Below are 14,582 nucleotides of genomic sequence, written 5' to 3'. Positions count from 1 at the left end.
TTGGCAAAAACGACAAGACACAGTCCCGGCGTTGATGCGCCACTGAAAATTCCACTGGATTAGATTTTCTACCGTCGTCGCCATTGCTTTGAACCTTTCTTCGCGCTAGGCAATTCGACTTCTGAGAAATCGCGAAGGTTCAAAAGCTCTAAGAGGACAATCTGTCGCACCCACATGTATCGGAACGAGGAGACAGCGGGGCACGTAGGCAGGCTTTAAGCCGTCGTGAATCAAATCTCCCATCTATTCGTTCACGAACCTCCGTTCATGCCTGTGGGTAACACCTTTGACTGATCGAGCCGGTTGACCATTGATGTCCAAAGCGAATGCAGCTCGGTTTTCATACCTGAATGCTGGTCAACAGTGATGCAATCATTTTCCATCATCGCTTGGAGCAGTTCGCTACACGTCTTGAAGCTGAGGGATGCCGCGTGAGGTTCATCGAGACTGCGCAGCTGATCTAAGGCGTGCTGCCACTCTTCGTCCGGCAACCAACGACGGTTTGGGGTCGAGTGCGATTGCTTCGCGAGTTGTGAGGATGACCGGAGTGACATAGTGATTCCTTTCCATAAATGCAGGACTGCACACCAATCCACAGTGCGCCCATTCATACTCGAATGAAATGGAGGCATTTCGCTATGTCCTTACACCGGAGCCCTCAATGGGATATTTAACGCTGACAACTCGGCATTTCCAGCAGCGTGTAGATCCCACCCGCAATGCCGATCAGTGTCAGCCCCGATACCTTCCCAGCCAGCTCAGCCTTCGAATCCAGCTCAGCCTCGCCTGCGTTATGGCGATAGAAGTTGTTACTTCGCACGTCCACAAAACCGACCCGCAGGCAAGGCTGCACGCCTTCGTAAAATTGGTTGTTTTCAAAAAAACCTTCCACGAATGCTTCAGCCCCCTGGAGGCGAACGCGGTATTTCCTACCAGGCATCATAATCCCGTCCATCAGTTGTAGCTCCTGCGAAAAAGATGCCGAGGCGAAAGGGAGCGCTTGGGTCTCCACGGGGGAACCTCCAGCCTCTGCTGCATTCCCAAGAGCGAGCTGATCTTTGTCCAGTGCATTCTCAGGGAGTCAGAGGCCAAATGCGTGCGTCTTCGTTTTGGCAGAAATGGCTTCCACTCCAAAGCTCGTCACTTGCTATGCCTCGCTGTGTAGAGGACGGCTGCGCCGGGAGCAACAGGCCATATCGGCTTTGAACTGAAAGATTGAAGACCCGATTGATGCATACCTCAAGCCGAGGAAAAAGAGAAATTTCAGGCCGTTGTGATTTCTATCCGAATGAACTGGTCGGCATCTTCAGACGGCTCGTATCGGGCGTTTTCAGATTGTCGAACAATCGCTAAATTAGTTTTAACGGAATGATTGGAAGAGGTACACGGACGTGGGGAATCAGCTTCAATTTGATAAGGCATGGTGTCAGCGTTGGGCATTGGTCGGTGGCGATGTGATCTCCATTGAATGCAGGAGTTCGCAGACTCAATCGGATGCTGACAACGACTTCCCACATGCGCCAGGTTGTTTTGCCCAAGGGCGCGTCGAGTCTCACCCCTGGGAGGTTTTCGCTATCGGCGTGCTAATAGATCAGTCGTGATCAACTTTCGAGCAGTGGGTTGTGACGATGGAACGTATTGAACTGGGATGTGCGCTGGTGGTGGTGTTATGCGCGTTGTGTTTTGCAGCGATGGTGGAGCTGGGCGATCTCGGCTTCTGGTTCTGAATCCAAGCGTCAACGGATGTACCCGAGGGCTTTCAACAGCTCAATGTTGGAGTGTTTGAGGTTCAATGCGACCAGCTCTGCAGGGCTAAACCATCGGCATTCAACGATCTCGTGCCCAGGCATTGGCACTGCTTCTTTCGAAATCGCAAGCCTGTAGAGATGATGTTCCTCCGCGCCCGTGGTGTGTTTGCCAAGAAATTCAGCACCGCTAAGGAGAAGTCGCGTCTCCTCTTGCAGTTCTCGTGCAGCGCCTTGTTGAGGCGTTTCGCCGGGCTCGACCTTGCCACCCGGCAGCGACCACTCGGGGGCCTTTTTGCGGACAAGCAAAATCTTGTCGTTTGAAAGGCAGATCACTGTTCCATGCTGTTCAATCGAGCCTTTCATTGCAGGTCAGCCCTTTGGAAATGGTATGAACCGAGCGCGTGGGATATGCCTGGGATCTAGTAGGCGTCATCGCCCCGTCGCTTTTAGGGTTTTTTAGCGATGAAGATTTTACGTCAAGATGTCTCTGGCAAACTCTGACTCTCGAATTAGGTTACCGCTGGTTTCGAATGTCTTGCCCGACGCGTGCGCGGGGTGCGCGCTTTTGAAATGTGACAAGACGGCTTGGCATCATCGTTGATCATGTCAAAAGTCTCCTAAGGGAGAAAAGCAACCGGCGTGAGTTCACACCATTCATTGCCGTCTGCAGCCGTGAATGGACGAATGGCTTTGGTTGGCGATAGTGAGCTAGGCGGATGTGCCATTGACGGCCCGCAGCAGCGCAGATGTCATATCGTCTTTTCGGACAACGGCATCAGGATGATCCTTTAGGATCACGCTGATAGGCATGCTTGGAATTACCGCTTCTTGCGGTTCCTGAACCAAACATATTCCATCTGCTGCTGATACTGCATTGGCTCCGTCAACGCCGTCGGAGTCACCGCCCGACAGAATGAGGCAGACCACTCGTGGGCCGTACACTTCAGCCGCAGTCATGAACAATCGGTCAACTGCCGGACGAGCGTTTCGAACCTTGGGCCCGTCGTCCAGATGCAGGAGGCCAGGTGGGATAATCTCAAGATGCCTGTCTGCAGGCGCTAAATAAGCCCGACCGTGCTCGATCTGATCATCTTCGCAAGCATATTCAACAGGCAACGTTGAATATCGTCCCAGAATAGTTGCCAGGTGGCCGGGGCTTGATGTCCCAGAATGAATCACGATCAAAATGGCGGCAGGGAAATCACGAGGCAGCGAACCTAGCATGGATCTCAGCACATCGAGAGCGCCCTGCGATCCACCGATGACCACGATGTCCCTGGCTGAAAATTTTGGTTGTTTGTCCATGGGCGTCTCCTTTCACCTCTATGGGAGACAAGTCGAAAGTAATGACCGTTCATTTTATTTGGGCGCTAACGACCCAGCATACCGAAGCAGGCGCGCAGTCAGCTGCGGCGAGATGTAGCGTGGAAAAAGGTGGGTTGGCCATCGGTCGGGAACGCGAAACGAGCTTCTTTTTTCATTTCCTAAGTTGACTAACCCTGCGGATTTGAACGATGCCTACCACCGTGCTTTTGGTTGAAGACGAGGAGATGCTTCGTTCGCTTCTCGTTGAAGTTTTGGCCTTGATCGACGTCGATTCGGTTGCATGCGTCAATGCAGATGAAGCCTTGACTCGACTTGAAAGGTCGCATGACTTTGATTTGGTCATTTCAGATATCTGCATGCCGGGTTCTCGTGATGGGCTGGAGTTAGCCCAATTGATTTGGGAAAGGTGGCCTGACCTACCCGTCATTCTATCCTCCGGCAATCGAGTCGTTTCGGATGCACGACTGGCTCAAAATGCATCTTTCATTCGTAAGCCATGGACACTTGATGAGCTACACCGGGTGGTGATTGAGCGTCTTAGCCGATGACATATCGGTGAGTTTAGGGACAGCAGTTCGCTTCTTTGCTGAACGTTTATGGAGATAATGCGGTGGTCAATTGGTATCGATTGGAGATTGAAAGAAGCACTAGCGTATTTAGATACGTTTCGCAGATCAGGCGGCTGATTTCAACCAGCCTGACATCTGAGCGCCGGTGCCAGATGATCGTAGCTCTTCATCGATTCAGTGGACTGTCCTATGTTTACATTGACGATCCTCATGTCGCCAGCGCCGTAGGTGCAATTTCGGCCCCACAGCCTCGTTCATCCCCTGTGCTTTTTCTGACCTCTCGCGAGACGATTGCTGGCGGCATACCGATCCCCACTTTTGCAGGAGACAAACAGATCCAGGACGCGCTTGGCCGTTGATCAACTGTTGCTGATTCAGTCCTTCGCTTCGCCGAGGCTACGCGCTGAGTGCAATGCTCGTTTAATACAAATCGCCGGATACGCATGCGACGCAGAACCGGAGTTGCAAGAGTAGGGGTACGGTAGCACGCCGCAAAATGCGCCACCGATCGGGTGTCCTCGCCAGGGAGTGGACTTTTAGCGGCCCGGTGGGTTACACGCATCCTAAGTCCATCAACAAGTCATCGACACACCTATCGATTCGGGTGGAGCCGAAAACTCTGCTGCCGCTAAAGGCGCCTAATAGCGCGGACATGGCCTTCCACCATTGCAGCCATCCCATAAAATTCGCCAATACTATCTACGTCTACTGCGAAGCAGCACATAGCCGCAGCCCGCAACAAGCAGACCCGACGCTAGCGCCAGAATCGTGAGTGGTTTAATGGATTGATCACGCCGTCCGCCTTCCACCCGACGTTCTCCCTCCGGAGGGCCAAAAAGGTTTCCCGAGGACAAAGGCGAAATTGGGCTGCGTTGAATACCCCATCGAGTGAATCTTCCAATCAGATGATTCAACCGTGGTACGAGGAAGTGAGAGAAGCGGGCTAAATAAGCGGTACCGCCCACGGTAGTGCTAGGGCGCGGATTAATGGCGCAGGCCACCATCGCATCGGCTACCAAATGTGGATCATAGACAGGTGAGGGAGGCTTCAGGGCATGTCCCGTATAATTACCCCCATCACAAAAACCGGGCGTATCCATGACGGCGGGGTAGATATCGCATACATGAATATTAGGGAAACCGGTAAGCTCACCTCTCAACGCTTCGGTCAGTCCGCGCAAGCCGAACTTGGCTGCGGAATAAGCGGCGGCATATGGCTGGGCAACCCAGCTACCCAATGACAAAGTGTTGATGAGAATCCCGTCCTGTTGCGCTTTGAAGTAAGGTAGCGCGACATAAGCCCCCCGTAGATAGCCGACCAAGTCGGTCTGGATCACTCGTTCATGTGCTTCAAGGGGTGTTTCTTCAAAAGCTCCCACAGCGCCGACGCCGGCGTTATTTACCCAGATATCGATTCGGCCATTGCCAAATTCTGCTGCATGTTTCGATAGGTTCTCCATCTGCCCGCTGACGGTTACATCGGTCGCGATTGCTATCGCATCGGTGCCGCACTCAGTGCATTCATCCAACACCTCGTAAAGCGCCTCTTCATCCCTGGCGGCAAGGACGAGCCGAGCGCCTTCGCACGCGAAAGCTTTGGCCGTCGCTCGGCCAATACCACTAGAAGCACCAGTAATGACTACGAGCTTGCCGTTCAGCGATGCCTGCGCCGGTCTACCGGACTCCTCAGCGTCCGAAGCTTGGATTGGCGGTTCATCCGACAAACTCACGTTCTCCCGGATGAGTTGCAGTCTCTCACCGCCCGACATCGAGAGTGTTAGATTTTCGATAGTGCCCGCCAGGCGATTTGGGAAGACTGGTTCTCCAGAGGAGTCAACATGGTCATAAATGAACTCTTGTTCCTCTAGCCAGCCGACGGCGGTCTGGAGATCAGGAGCTAGATAATATTTTCCATCCAAGAAAAAGCCGGTGAACGGATGCGCGTCATTCGAGCTCTTGATTGAATAACGCTCGCCTGGCTTCATACCTGTTTTAGAGTCGATCATTACACGCCCTCCGACGCTGGCTATAAGCAAATGGACAACCACAATGGTGTTCTGACGCGAGCCCGGATCAGCGGGGATTGGGTTGCCCATCGATCTCTGCATTATCGACGTCGGTGTCTGGCATTGATTCTTGGCGCTTTTCTTCCTCGTCCGCTTCGCTAGGCGCCTCACCTTCGTTTGCTGGCAGCTCATCCCCCCCGGGCTTATCACTGGGCTTTACATCAGTTCGTCCTGGCGACAACGGGTCGGTGGTATCAGGGATGATGGTTTTTCCGTTTTTATCGCTTTGATCCGTGTTCTGAATACTCATGTTTCCTCCTGGCTTGACGGTTGGCCAAGCTGGCGAAGATAGCAGCCTGCATTTAGTTGCCATCGGCGTAGCTACATGTCGGCACCATGGCGTTGTAGTTGTTGATTAGCCCTTGCTGTGTTCTTTGGAGGTAGGCGGCTCGACGATCCCCCGTGGCCCCGCGATCCCCCACACAGCCAAGCCGACTAGGGGCAACACCAGAATCAACGCCGTCCACCCCAGCTTAGTGCCCGAAGTCTTCGTTGAACGCCAGACGCTTGCGATAGCCCAGAGATCTACCAGCAGGATGATCACTGCCACTGCTAGCGAAAAGATGGTTTCCATTTGTTTGATCCTCGTCGCGGTGATCGTTACATGGCAGGAACGCTCACCGGATCGTCAGTTTCTGGCAGCACGATGTCACTGCTGCCCGGAGTAAGGATGACCTTGCGGCAGTCTTCCTGTTTCTTGTCAAAGATTTTGTAGCCCTCTGCCGCCTGCTCCAGCGACATACGATGGGTAATGATTGCTTCGGGGGAGAGGTGGCCGAGTTCAATATGCTCAAGCAGCTCTGGCAAAAAGCGCTGCACATGGGTCTGACCCATCTTGAACGTCAGGCCTTTGTCGAAGGCGTCGCCGAACAGGAAGCCGTGAATGAATCCGGAGTAGACGCCTGGGACACTGACGGTGCCGCCACGCCGTACTGCCGCGATGCATTGGCGTAGTGCCTTGCCGCTACTGCCTTCCAGCTTCAAGGTGGCCAGGATCGTCTCTGTCGTGCTGCCCTTGGCCTCAAAGCCCACTGCATCCACCACACCGTCCACGCCTCGCATGCCCGGAGTCTGCCGAATGATCGTGTCGGCAGGGTCGTCGTCTTCATCGAAATTGATCGGTACAACGCCATAGGTGGCCTGCGCATAGGCGAGGCGGTAGGGGTGATGGTCAACCATAAAGACGCGATCCGCACCCAGCATCCGGGCAACCGCTGCGCAGAGGAGGCCGACTGGGCCAGCGCCATAGATGGCGATGCTGGAGCCTTGCCCGATTCCCGTATTGGTCACCGCCTGATACGCAGTGGGAAGGATGTCCGAGAGGAACAACACCTTCTCGTCAGCCAGTGTGCCCGGAACTTTGAACGGGCCGGTGTTTGCTTTCGGCACCCGCACGTACTCAGCTTGGCCACCCGGGATGCCGCCATAAAGATGGCTGAAACCGAAGAGCGCCGCGCCCGGTGGAATGGCTTTTTTGTTGATGATCGCCCCTCGCCCGGTGTTGGTCGTTTCACAAGCCGCGAACAAGTCCTGTTGGCAGAAGAAACAGTCGCCACAGGCAATCACGAATGGAATCACTACCCGGTCACCCCGTTGGACAGCGGTTACGGCAGAACCCGTTTCTTCAACGATGCCCATGAACTCATGGCCGAAGATGTCGCCATGCTCCACTGTCGGGATCTTGCCGCGATACAGGTGCAGATCTGAACCGCATATCGCCGTCGCCGTGACCCGCAGGATGATGTCATCCGGCTGCTCGATCACGGGATCTGGAACGGTATCCACCTTCACGTCATGGGCGCCGTGGTAGGTAAGTGCTCTCATGGACTAACTCCTCAGTTTTAAGGGCTGTATACAGCGGAGCAGTGGATGCGGTGTTCGTTCAGGATTTTCCTGAACAAGAGGATCAGTGGGCGGCTGAGCGCCTCTGGTAAGAATGGGGTCATGAAATCCGAGAGGATTGCTGTCTCCATGGGTCAGAGCTTATGCGCGGAGCAATGGTCGAGCGCTGAGGTGTTTGATGATCGTAGAAGGGACGGTGGAATATCTGAAAAAACAGGGATTGATTCTGGCTACGGCGGAGTCATGCACCGCAGGTCGGATCGTTGCATTGCTCGCTGAAATACCAGGAAGCGGTTCGTTGGTCGAATGTGGCTTCGTGGTGTATTCCCCGGAAGCCAAGCAGCGCCTACTCGGGGTTAGTGCCAAGACGATTGCTGATTTCAATCTCACCAGCGTGGAGGTGGCAGGGGAAATGGCGATGGGCGCACTTCGGGATAGCCCTGCAACGGTCGCCATTGCTACGACCGGTTTATGCGGCAACGAAGACGTTGATGGCATTCCGGCAGGCACTGTCTGTTTCGCTTGGGGATTCGTGGATGCGGATCGCTATTGCGTGTTCACTCGCAAGCATCGCTTTTTCGGCGAGCGCGAAACCATGCAGCACGATGCCGCGCTATATGCACTAGAGCACCTGCCTCATTTCCACCAGCGCATGCTCGCAGGTCAGACGGCTTAGAGATCAGGAGATGTATGGATGACTGAAGAAACTCTTTTGGAACAGTTGCTGATGGCTCGTGGGCCAGGTGGAGAAGAGTTCGAAGTCCGTGAGGTGTGCCGAAAAGAGCTCCAACAGTATTGCGACGAAACGTGGATTGATGATGCCGGTAATCTGGTGGGACTGATTCGAGCACAGTCAGCAAAAAGCGATGGCGCCGGTGGTTTACTGGTCATGGCGCACCTTGATGAAATCGCGATGACAGTCAAGCGGATCAACGACGATGGCACCTTGCAGGTGGTAGCGTTAGGCGGCGCCAATCCAGTCAATTTTGGTATGTGTCCGGTTGATATCCTGGGTGATACGCAGGAGTGTCCCGGAGTGCTTTCTTTCGGCAGCATGCATCTCACAGCCGATTCAAAACAGGGTCGTGATGTCCAGACCGGTAATGTCTATTGGGAAGACGTGCATGTAGTCACCCGACTTTGTCGAGAGCAACTTGAGGCAGCCGGTATTAGACCCGGCACGCGGGTAGTGATGAGTCGGCACTGGCGCAAACCGTTTCCTTTGCAAGATGCAGTGGCAGCCCACTTTCTCGACGACCGGGCTCCCGTCCTGGCGGTATTGAATGCCGCAGCACAGCTTTTTAGCCGGCGGTCAGAGCTCAAGCAGGACGTGTACCTTGCCTTTACCACCATGGAGGAGGAAACCAACGCTGGCGCACTATTCGCGGCGCGCCATCTGTCTTGCAGAACAGCCATCGCCGTGGAAGTCGGGCCCATTGCCGAGGAGTACGGCACGGTGCTCTCTGCGAACCCGATCATCGTTGCTGGTGATGAAAAAGGTCACTACAGCCGCCAGGTTACCGATGCGCTGATAACGGCGGTGCGTGACTGCGGATACGAAGCCCAGGTTGCTTTGCTCATCGACTTTGCCTCCGATGCCAGCGCGATCTTGAGTGTCGGCGTGATGGGTAAGGTGGGCTGTATAGCGATACCCACTGAAAACACCCACGGCTTTGAAGTTGTTCTTAGGGACGGGATCGCGGCCTGTTCGTCGACACTTGTGCAATTGCTTACCGGTGATCTCCCGGTCTAGATGTAACAAGAATTTTCAGTGGTCACTCAGGTCAGATCATTTATCTAACGTGGGAGTGCCATGATGAAATTTTGGAAGTTTTCCGAGCGGTTATCGAAATGGATGGGCAGCCCGAAGACGTTTTTGACTGCAATCACGCTGGTGGTTTTATGGGCGGCTTCCGGGCCATGGTTTCACTACAACGATGCCTGGCAGCTAGTGATCAACACCTCCACCACCATCATCACCTTTCTGATGGTTTTCCTGATCCAGAACACCCAGAACCGTGATACGGACATCATGCACATCAAGATTGATGAGCTTTTGCGGGTGACCAAAGATGCTCAGAATGCCGTGCTCAGCTTGGACAACCTCGATCAGAAAGAGCTAGCGGCGCTCAGAAAGCGGTACAAGGCGCTGGGCGCTGATGAGGTCAACGATCCTGATTCCACGCCTGGCGATTCCTCCAATCAAAACACCGCTAACTAGATCTACGCAAATCCAACGGTGAGCTTGCTCGAATAGTGAATGCGCTGTGATAGTTAATGGTTCCGATGGACTATCCAGCGCAGTCAAGGCTTACGGGATTGATGATGGTGCAGGTTTTTTTTGAAACCCCGAAGGTTCAGTGCAAACAAGGCGATTTGCAGAATGATCAGCGCGTAGGCTTGGGCAGGCCAACCCCAGATGACCCACAAGACATTACTCGCGATGAAAGCCCAGAATCCCATCATGCGTCGACGAGGTTGCTGCGAGCCTATGAGCCACGCGGCTATCACGGTCACAACCATCGCCGGCCATTGCAGCCAGTCCACAATGTTCAATAGTTTGATTCCCAAGATAAGTTGAGTGAAGGCTGCTCACCCATTATTCCGCCGCACCGCGTGCGTCCTTTAAAACTGCGGCCCGGTTTTTTAGAAATCCTCTGACATTCATGCCACAGAGCACTATGTCTAGCAGCGCAACGGCATACGCTTCGACATGGAGTCCCCAGAGAACCCACAGCAGATTGCCGATAATGAAGACGGCGAAAGCCATAGTCCGACGCTCGGCTCGCTTCGACCCGACGAGCCAAGCGGCTAAAACTATCGCCATCATTGCCGGCCATTGAACCCACTCCATGTCGTCACCTATGTTGAACAACCATCGTCGGTGATGATGTCAGCCTTTTGTCTTCGTAGGGTCAGCAGCTCTTGGGTAGGTACGCTCTTCCTGGATCGTGCCGTCCTCCTTATGAATCTTCAGTGAGGCTGTTTTACCCTCAAGGAACTCGCTAGCGAGCGACGTTATCTCCGCTTTAGTCGAGGCGGTTTTAGATGCGCGACCAGCGCCCTGCTTAGTGAGTGCCCAGCCTTTATCGGTTTTGGTGATCTGGTAGTTGTCCATGATGTTCTCCTCGGGTTATCCCGCTATTTGATGCCAACACGCCGACGCATTTCGGCGGTGATGGTTTGCCGGGTCGACGGCAAATCGGCCCATGGGTCACTGTCCAGCTGTCCCAGGCGTTCATGAAGGTTTCGAATGTTCCAGATATTGGCGCCTTTGATCTCAAGCAGCTCCTCCCGAAAGATGGGTACCGAGACCGGAAGCCCCTCGCGCGTGCGAACTGAGTAGGCGCTGATCGTCGTGGCGCCCAGGCCATTACGCAGGTAGTCGATGAAGATACGTCCCACCCGGTTTTTCGGCCCCGAGACGGCTGAGAAGCGATCCGGCAGCAGCTTGGCGATGTGTTTGACGATGGCATGGCTAAAGCCTTTTACGGCCTCCCAGTCGGCCTTGGGCGTCAGAGGCACGACCACGTGAATGCCTTTGCCGCCGCTGGTCTTTAGGAATGATTCGAGTCCCAGTTCATCGAGGACGGCCAAGGTCAATTGGGTGGCCTCCACCATGCTTTTCCAAGGCAGCGCGGGATCCGGGTCAAGGTCGAGGATGAATCTGTCGGGCCGCTCCAGATCTGTGGAAACGGCATTCCAGGTGTGCAGCTCCATTGCACTCATCTGCACGGCGCCGATCAGGGCTTCGGGATTGTTGATCAGCATTACCGGGTGGCCGGTGTACACCTTGCCCATGGTCTCAATGCCGGGGATTGCCAGCCGGTCGGCGTTTTTCTGAAAGAACAGCTCGCCGGTGATGCCCTCAGGAGCTCTGACCAGCGCCACGGGTCGATGAGCTAACTGTGGTAGCAGCCAGTCGCAGATGCTGATGTAGTAATCCGCCAGATCGCGCTTGGTCGAACCACTGGTAGGGTCAATGACCCGCTCGGGGTGGGTTAACCGGATCTTTCCCGATGTCGCCGGGGAAGCAGATTCTGATTTTTTGATTGGGACAACCTTGCGGGTTTCGGCTCGAGCGGCTTTCGCAGTGGCGGTCTTCTCGGTATCTGAAGGCGCTGCAGGGCGCTCTTCGGTGATGGACTTTGCCGGCTTGTCCGTGCGCAAACCGTGGAACACCGCGTGTCTGACCGAGCCATCCTTGGTGATTTCAGCGAACGCCACCTCGGCCAGCAGTTGGGGCTTGAGCCAGTGCACACCCTTGGCCTCGAAGCCGGTGGGTGGATTGACCACGGTCGCTTTCTTCACTTCCAGCGGGACGAGCTGATGGAAGATGGTGTTCAGCGTGGCTTCGTTGAAGCCTGTCCCGACCTTGCCCGAGAAACGCAGCTCGCCGCTATCGGCATCGTGAAGCCCCAGCAGCAGCGCGCCGAATTTGCTCCGAGCGCCCTTTGGCTCGGTGTAGCCGACCACCACGAACTCCTGCCGGCGCTTGCACTTAAGCTTGATCCAGTCACCGCTACGCCGCGACACGTAAGTGCTGCCGACGCGCTTGCCGATCAGGCCCTCCATCTTCATCTGACAGGCGCTGTTGAGCAGGGCGTCGGGGGCTTCACCAAAATCTTCGGAAAACCTAAGTATTTCGTCCTCGCTGGCTTCCAGCACTTTGGCCAAGGCGGCGCGCCTTTGCTCGACCGGCACCTCGCGTAAATCCATACCGTTGAGGAAGGGCATGTCGAACAGGTAGTAAACGATATTGCCGCTGCGCTCGGATTCGAACGCGTTCTGCAATGCCTGGAAGTCAGGGACACCGTCCTCGTTGGCGACCACCATCTCGCCGTCCAGCCAGGCAGAGGCCAGCCCGAGACCGGCGATGGCTTCGGCTTGGCGCGGGAGCTTGTGCGTCCAGTCATGGCCATTGCGCGTGAACAGCTGGACTTTTCCGTGATCCACGCGCGCCATGATCCTGTAGCCGTCGAACTTGATCTCGTAGCGCCATTCGCCGTCGGGGGCCGATTCCACCAGCGTCGCCAGCTCCGGTTTGATAGTGTCAGGGAGGTCTGCCGCCTGTGCCCCTTCAAGCTTGGCTTTCGCAGGCCTTTTCTTGCGTGCTGGCACTTTCTCGACGGCTCTCGGTTCGGCAGCTTTGCCACCCCTTTTCCTGGCCACGATTGTCCGTTCGCTCAACACGCTGTCGGGCTGTTCCTTGACGATGTCGTAATCCGATTCGGCACGAGCGAATTCGTCCTGATGCTTGATCAGGAACCATTGCTCCTGTTTGCCGGGAATATGGGTCTTCACTAGGTTCCATACGCCGCCAAGCTTTTCGCCCTGCAACTCGAATTTCAGTCGTCCCTTGGCGTAGGCTTCGGCGGGGTCTGACAATGGCTTCCAGATGCCCCGATCCCACACGATGACATCTCCAGCGCCGTAATGGCCCTTTGGGATGCTGCCTTCAAACGTCGCATAATCGATGGGGTGATCTTCGACATGCACGGCCAGGCGTTTCGCTTTGGGGTCAACGGAAGGGCCCTTGGGTACGGCCCAGCTCTTCAACGTGCCATCCAGTTCCAGCCGAAAATCATAATGAAGCCGGGATGCATCATGCTTCTGAATACAAAACTGAAGCGCTTGCTCGGAAGCCTTCCTCGTTGAGCCACGTTTGTGGTCGCTGCCGCCCGATGGCTCGGACGTCGCGTTGAAGTCACGTTTGCGGTTGTACTCGTCAAGGCTCAAATGGGTTTCGCTGGGAGCTGGCGGCGAGGAGGCGGATGGGCTTTTCTTCCGGGTTTTCTTTTTCGGCTTCTGTGACGCATTCCCGATACGAATCCAGGTAGGTGCGTGGTCGCTCGCGTGCTCCTCGCCGCGCACCCACGCGTCGACGCCCGCATCCCTAAGACGTGGCGCCAGTACCGGGTTTAGCAGGAGGTGGTCGATGCGCAGCCCCGAATTTTTTTGCCAGTGCTGACGAAAATAATCCCAGAATGTGTAAATGCGTTCGTCGGGATACAGATGCCTAACCGAGTCCATCCAGCCTTGAGCCAGCAGCCGTTTGTAGGCGTCGCGGCTCTCAGGTTGAAGCAGGGCATCTTTTAACCAAGAGCGTGGGTTGTAGATATCCTCGTCGGAGGGGACGACGTTAAAGTCTCCCGCCAACACCACTGGATGCTCACTGGCCTGCAATGCTTTGGCATGCTCGATCAAATGCTCGAACCATCGAAGTTTGTAGTCGAACTTCGGGCCCGGTTGGGGGTTGCCGTTTGGCAGGTAAAGACAGCCGACGATCACACCGTGGGCGGCAGCCTCAAGATAACGTGCCTGGGTATCGGCTTCTTCTCCAGGCAGGCCCTTATGGATGAGTTGCGGCTGCGCGTCGCGGGCCAGAATGGCCACGCCGTTCCAGGAGGTCTGACCAAGGTGTAGCGACCCGTAGCCCGCCGCTTCTATGTCCTTGCCGGGAAAGTTCTTGTCCGGCGCCTTGAGCTCCTGCAGGCACACAATGTCGGGCTTCTCGCGCGCTAGCCACTGCAATAGATTGGGCAGTCGCGCGCCGATGCCGTTGACGTTGTACGTGGCGATCTTCAGGTCTTGCACCTTTGCGTACCTTCCAGCAGTCCGAGCCTACTCATGTGAGGGTTTGCAGGGGGAGGAGTTCGCGATTTATCACGGGGGAATGATCGTTCGAGAACTTGATCGAACGGGAAGCACAAAGCGATTTCGAATCTGTAGATCGCGACTCTTTCGTGGTCGAGCGAGGTGCTTATGAACAGTTCCGCAATACCCGGTGATGACAGAGATGCCAATGACGCGATCAAGCCATTGGAGCCTGGCCGTCCTGACGTCATGCCCAATCCGCCCCTCGGCAGCGATGGGGATGAGTCTAAGGACAACGAACCGGCGTCAATCCTCGACGGGGACATCCTGGTGGACGAAGACATGTCGGACGTAGAAGCCAATGACTCCGTGTCTCAGGAGCATCCACCGCAACGCTGAGGTTAGAGGCGTTAATGATAGTGAAGGCCGTCTTT

15 protein-coding genes are annotated in these 14,582 nt (G+C 55.3%); 5 read left to right on the top strand and 10 right to left on the bottom strand.

Annotated features, from left to right (window positions below; translation table 11 throughout):
* Nucleotides 1-670: 670 nt before the first annotated feature.
* The 3 genes from EGJ27_RS02825 to EGJ27_RS02815 all read right to left on the bottom strand — a co-directional run bounded on the left by EGJ27_RS02825 (nucleotide 671) and on the right by EGJ27_RS02815 (nucleotide 3,053).
* Complete coding sequence (locus tag EGJ27_RS02825) at nucleotides 671-1,012, bottom strand: hypothetical protein (protein ID WP_125829189.1); 342 nt, start codon at nucleotides 1,010-1,012, stop codon at nucleotides 671-673.
* Nucleotides 1,013-1,736: 724 nt separating this feature from the next.
* The gene (locus EGJ27_RS02820) at nucleotides 1,737-2,111 is read right to left on the bottom strand and encodes an NUDIX domain-containing protein (RefSeq protein WP_125829188.1); all 375 of its coding nucleotides are present in this window, start codon (nucleotides 2,109-2,111) and stop codon (nucleotides 1,737-1,739) included.
* Between the two features lie 345 nt (nucleotides 2,112-2,456).
* Nucleotides 2,457-3,053, bottom strand: coding sequence for a chemotaxis protein CheB (locus EGJ27_RS02815; protein ID WP_125829187.1), 597 nt, complete (start codon nucleotides 3,051-3,053; stop codon nucleotides 2,457-2,459).
* A gap of 209 nt (nucleotides 3,054-3,262) precedes the next feature.
* Here EGJ27_RS02815 and EGJ27_RS02810 point away from each other — a divergent pair, with 209 nt between their 5' ends.
* Nucleotides 3,263-3,622, top strand: a complete 360-nt coding sequence (locus tag EGJ27_RS02810; RefSeq protein ID WP_125829186.1) for a response regulator — start codon at nucleotides 3,263-3,265, stop codon at nucleotides 3,620-3,622.
* 716 nt (nucleotides 3,623-4,338) lie between these two features.
* Here EGJ27_RS02810 and EGJ27_RS02805 read toward each other — a convergent pair.
* The 4 genes from EGJ27_RS02805 to EGJ27_RS02790 all read right to left on the bottom strand — a co-directional run bounded on the left by EGJ27_RS02805 (nucleotide 4,339) and on the right by EGJ27_RS02790 (nucleotide 7,533).
* A complete protein-coding gene (locus EGJ27_RS02805; protein WP_125829185.1) occupies nucleotides 4,339-5,649 on the bottom strand; it encodes an SDR family oxidoreductase in 1,311 nt (436 codons plus the stop codon).
* Between the two features lie 67 nt (nucleotides 5,650-5,716).
* Nucleotides 5,717-5,959: a hypothetical protein gene (locus EGJ27_RS02800; RefSeq protein ID WP_125829184.1), complete on the bottom strand. Its 243-nt coding sequence runs from the start codon at nucleotides 5,957-5,959 to the stop codon at nucleotides 5,717-5,719.
* Between the two features lie 105 nt (nucleotides 5,960-6,064).
* Nucleotides 6,065-6,283, bottom strand: a complete 219-nt coding sequence (locus tag EGJ27_RS02795) for a PLD nuclease N-terminal domain-containing protein (protein WP_125829183.1) — start codon at nucleotides 6,281-6,283, stop codon at nucleotides 6,065-6,067.
* A 26-nt stretch (nucleotides 6,284-6,309) separates the two neighbouring features.
* Complete coding sequence (locus EGJ27_RS02790) at nucleotides 6,310-7,533, bottom strand: zinc-dependent alcohol dehydrogenase (protein ID WP_125829182.1); 1,224 nt, start codon at nucleotides 7,531-7,533, stop codon at nucleotides 6,310-6,312.
* Nucleotides 7,534-7,729: 196 nt separating this feature from the next.
* Here EGJ27_RS02790 and EGJ27_RS02785 point away from each other — a divergent pair, with 196 nt between their 5' ends.
* From EGJ27_RS02785 to EGJ27_RS02775, 3 genes are all read left to right on the top strand, one after another.
* Nucleotides 7,730-8,227, top strand: a complete 498-nt coding sequence (locus tag EGJ27_RS02785) for a CinA family protein (RefSeq protein ID WP_125829181.1) — start codon at nucleotides 7,730-7,732, stop codon at nucleotides 8,225-8,227.
* 18 nt (nucleotides 8,228-8,245) lie between these two features.
* A complete protein-coding gene (locus tag EGJ27_RS02780) occupies nucleotides 8,246-9,304 on the top strand; it encodes a M42 family peptidase (protein WP_125829180.1) in 1,059 nt (352 codons plus the stop codon).
* Between the two features lie 63 nt (nucleotides 9,305-9,367).
* The gene (locus EGJ27_RS02775; protein WP_125829179.1) at nucleotides 9,368-9,772 is read left to right on the top strand and encodes a low affinity iron permease family protein; all 405 of its coding nucleotides are present in this window, start codon (nucleotides 9,368-9,370) and stop codon (nucleotides 9,770-9,772) included.
* Nucleotides 9,773-9,855: 83 nt separating this feature from the next.
* Here EGJ27_RS02775 and EGJ27_RS02770 read toward each other — a convergent pair whose 3' ends face one another.
* From EGJ27_RS02770 to ligD, 3 genes are all read right to left on the bottom strand, one after another.
* Nucleotides 9,856-10,074: a hypothetical protein gene (locus EGJ27_RS02770; protein WP_371920832.1), complete on the bottom strand. Its 219-nt coding sequence runs from the start codon at nucleotides 10,072-10,074 to the stop codon at nucleotides 9,856-9,858.
* 370 nt (nucleotides 10,075-10,444) lie between these two features.
* Nucleotides 10,445-10,669: a DUF2188 domain-containing protein gene (locus EGJ27_RS02760; protein ID WP_125829176.1), complete on the bottom strand. Its 225-nt coding sequence runs from the start codon at nucleotides 10,667-10,669 to the stop codon at nucleotides 10,445-10,447.
* A 23-nt stretch (nucleotides 10,670-10,692) separates the two neighbouring features.
* The gene (gene ligD / locus EGJ27_RS02755) at nucleotides 10,693-14,148 is read right to left on the bottom strand and encodes a DNA ligase D (protein WP_125829175.1); all 3,456 of its coding nucleotides are present in this window, start codon (nucleotides 14,146-14,148) and stop codon (nucleotides 10,693-10,695) included.
* 168 nt (nucleotides 14,149-14,316) lie between these two features.
* On the opposite strand from ligD, the gene EGJ27_RS02750 reads away from it, so the two are divergent.
* Nucleotides 14,317-14,547: a hypothetical protein gene (locus EGJ27_RS02750; RefSeq protein WP_125829174.1), complete on the top strand. Its 231-nt coding sequence runs from the start codon at nucleotides 14,317-14,319 to the stop codon at nucleotides 14,545-14,547.
* Nucleotides 14,548-14,582 lie beyond the last annotated feature (35 nt).

The sequence above is a fragment of the Pseudomonas sp. v388 genome (assembly GCF_003935425.1).
Classification (GTDB): domain Bacteria; phylum Pseudomonadota; class Gammaproteobacteria; order Pseudomonadales; family Pseudomonadaceae; genus Aquipseudomonas.
Note: the sequence above shows the minus strand (reverse complement) of the source record. Positions and strands in the feature narration are given on the sequence as shown.

Coding starts and splice junctions, on each gene's coding strand:
- EGJ27_RS02820 (WP_125829188.1), bottom strand. CDS start 2,111: ATGAAAGGCTCGATTGAACAGCATGGAACAGTGATCTGCCTTTCAAAC.
- EGJ27_RS02815 (WP_125829187.1), bottom strand. CDS start 3,053: ATGGACAAACAACCAAAATTTTCAGCCAGGGACATCGTGGTCATCGGT.
- EGJ27_RS02810 (WP_125829186.1), top strand. CDS start 3,263: ATGCCTACCACCGTGCTTTTGGTTGAAGACGAGGAGATGCTTCGTTCG.
- EGJ27_RS02805 (WP_125829185.1), bottom strand. CDS start 5,649: ATGATCGACTCTAAAACAGGTATGAAGCCAGGCGAGCGTTATTCAATC.
- EGJ27_RS02800 (WP_125829184.1), bottom strand. CDS start 5,959: ATGAGTATTCAGAACACGGATCAAAGCGATAAAAACGGAAAAACCATC.
- EGJ27_RS02795 (WP_125829183.1), bottom strand. CDS start 6,283: ATGGAAACCATCTTTTCGCTAGCAGTGGCAGTGATCATCCTGCTGGTA.
- EGJ27_RS02790 (WP_125829182.1), bottom strand. CDS start 7,533: ATGAGAGCACTTACCTACCACGGCGCCCATGACGTGAAGGTGGATACC.
- EGJ27_RS02785 (WP_125829181.1), top strand. CDS start 7,730: ATGATCGTAGAAGGGACGGTGGAATATCTGAAAAAACAGGGATTGATT.
- EGJ27_RS02780 (WP_125829180.1), top strand. CDS start 8,246: ATGACTGAAGAAACTCTTTTGGAACAGTTGCTGATGGCTCGTGGGCCA.
- EGJ27_RS02775 (WP_125829179.1), top strand. CDS start 9,368: ATGAAATTTTGGAAGTTTTCCGAGCGGTTATCGAAATGGATGGGCAGC.
- EGJ27_RS02770 (WP_371920832.1), bottom strand. CDS start 10,074: ATGGTTGTGACCGTGATAGCCGCGTGGCTCATAGGCTCGCAGCAACCT.
- EGJ27_RS02760 (WP_125829176.1), bottom strand. CDS start 10,669: ATGGACAACTACCAGATCACCAAAACCGATAAAGGCTGGGCACTCACT.
- EGJ27_RS02750 (WP_125829174.1), top strand. CDS start 14,317: ATGAACAGTTCCGCAATACCCGGTGATGACAGAGATGCCAATGACGCG.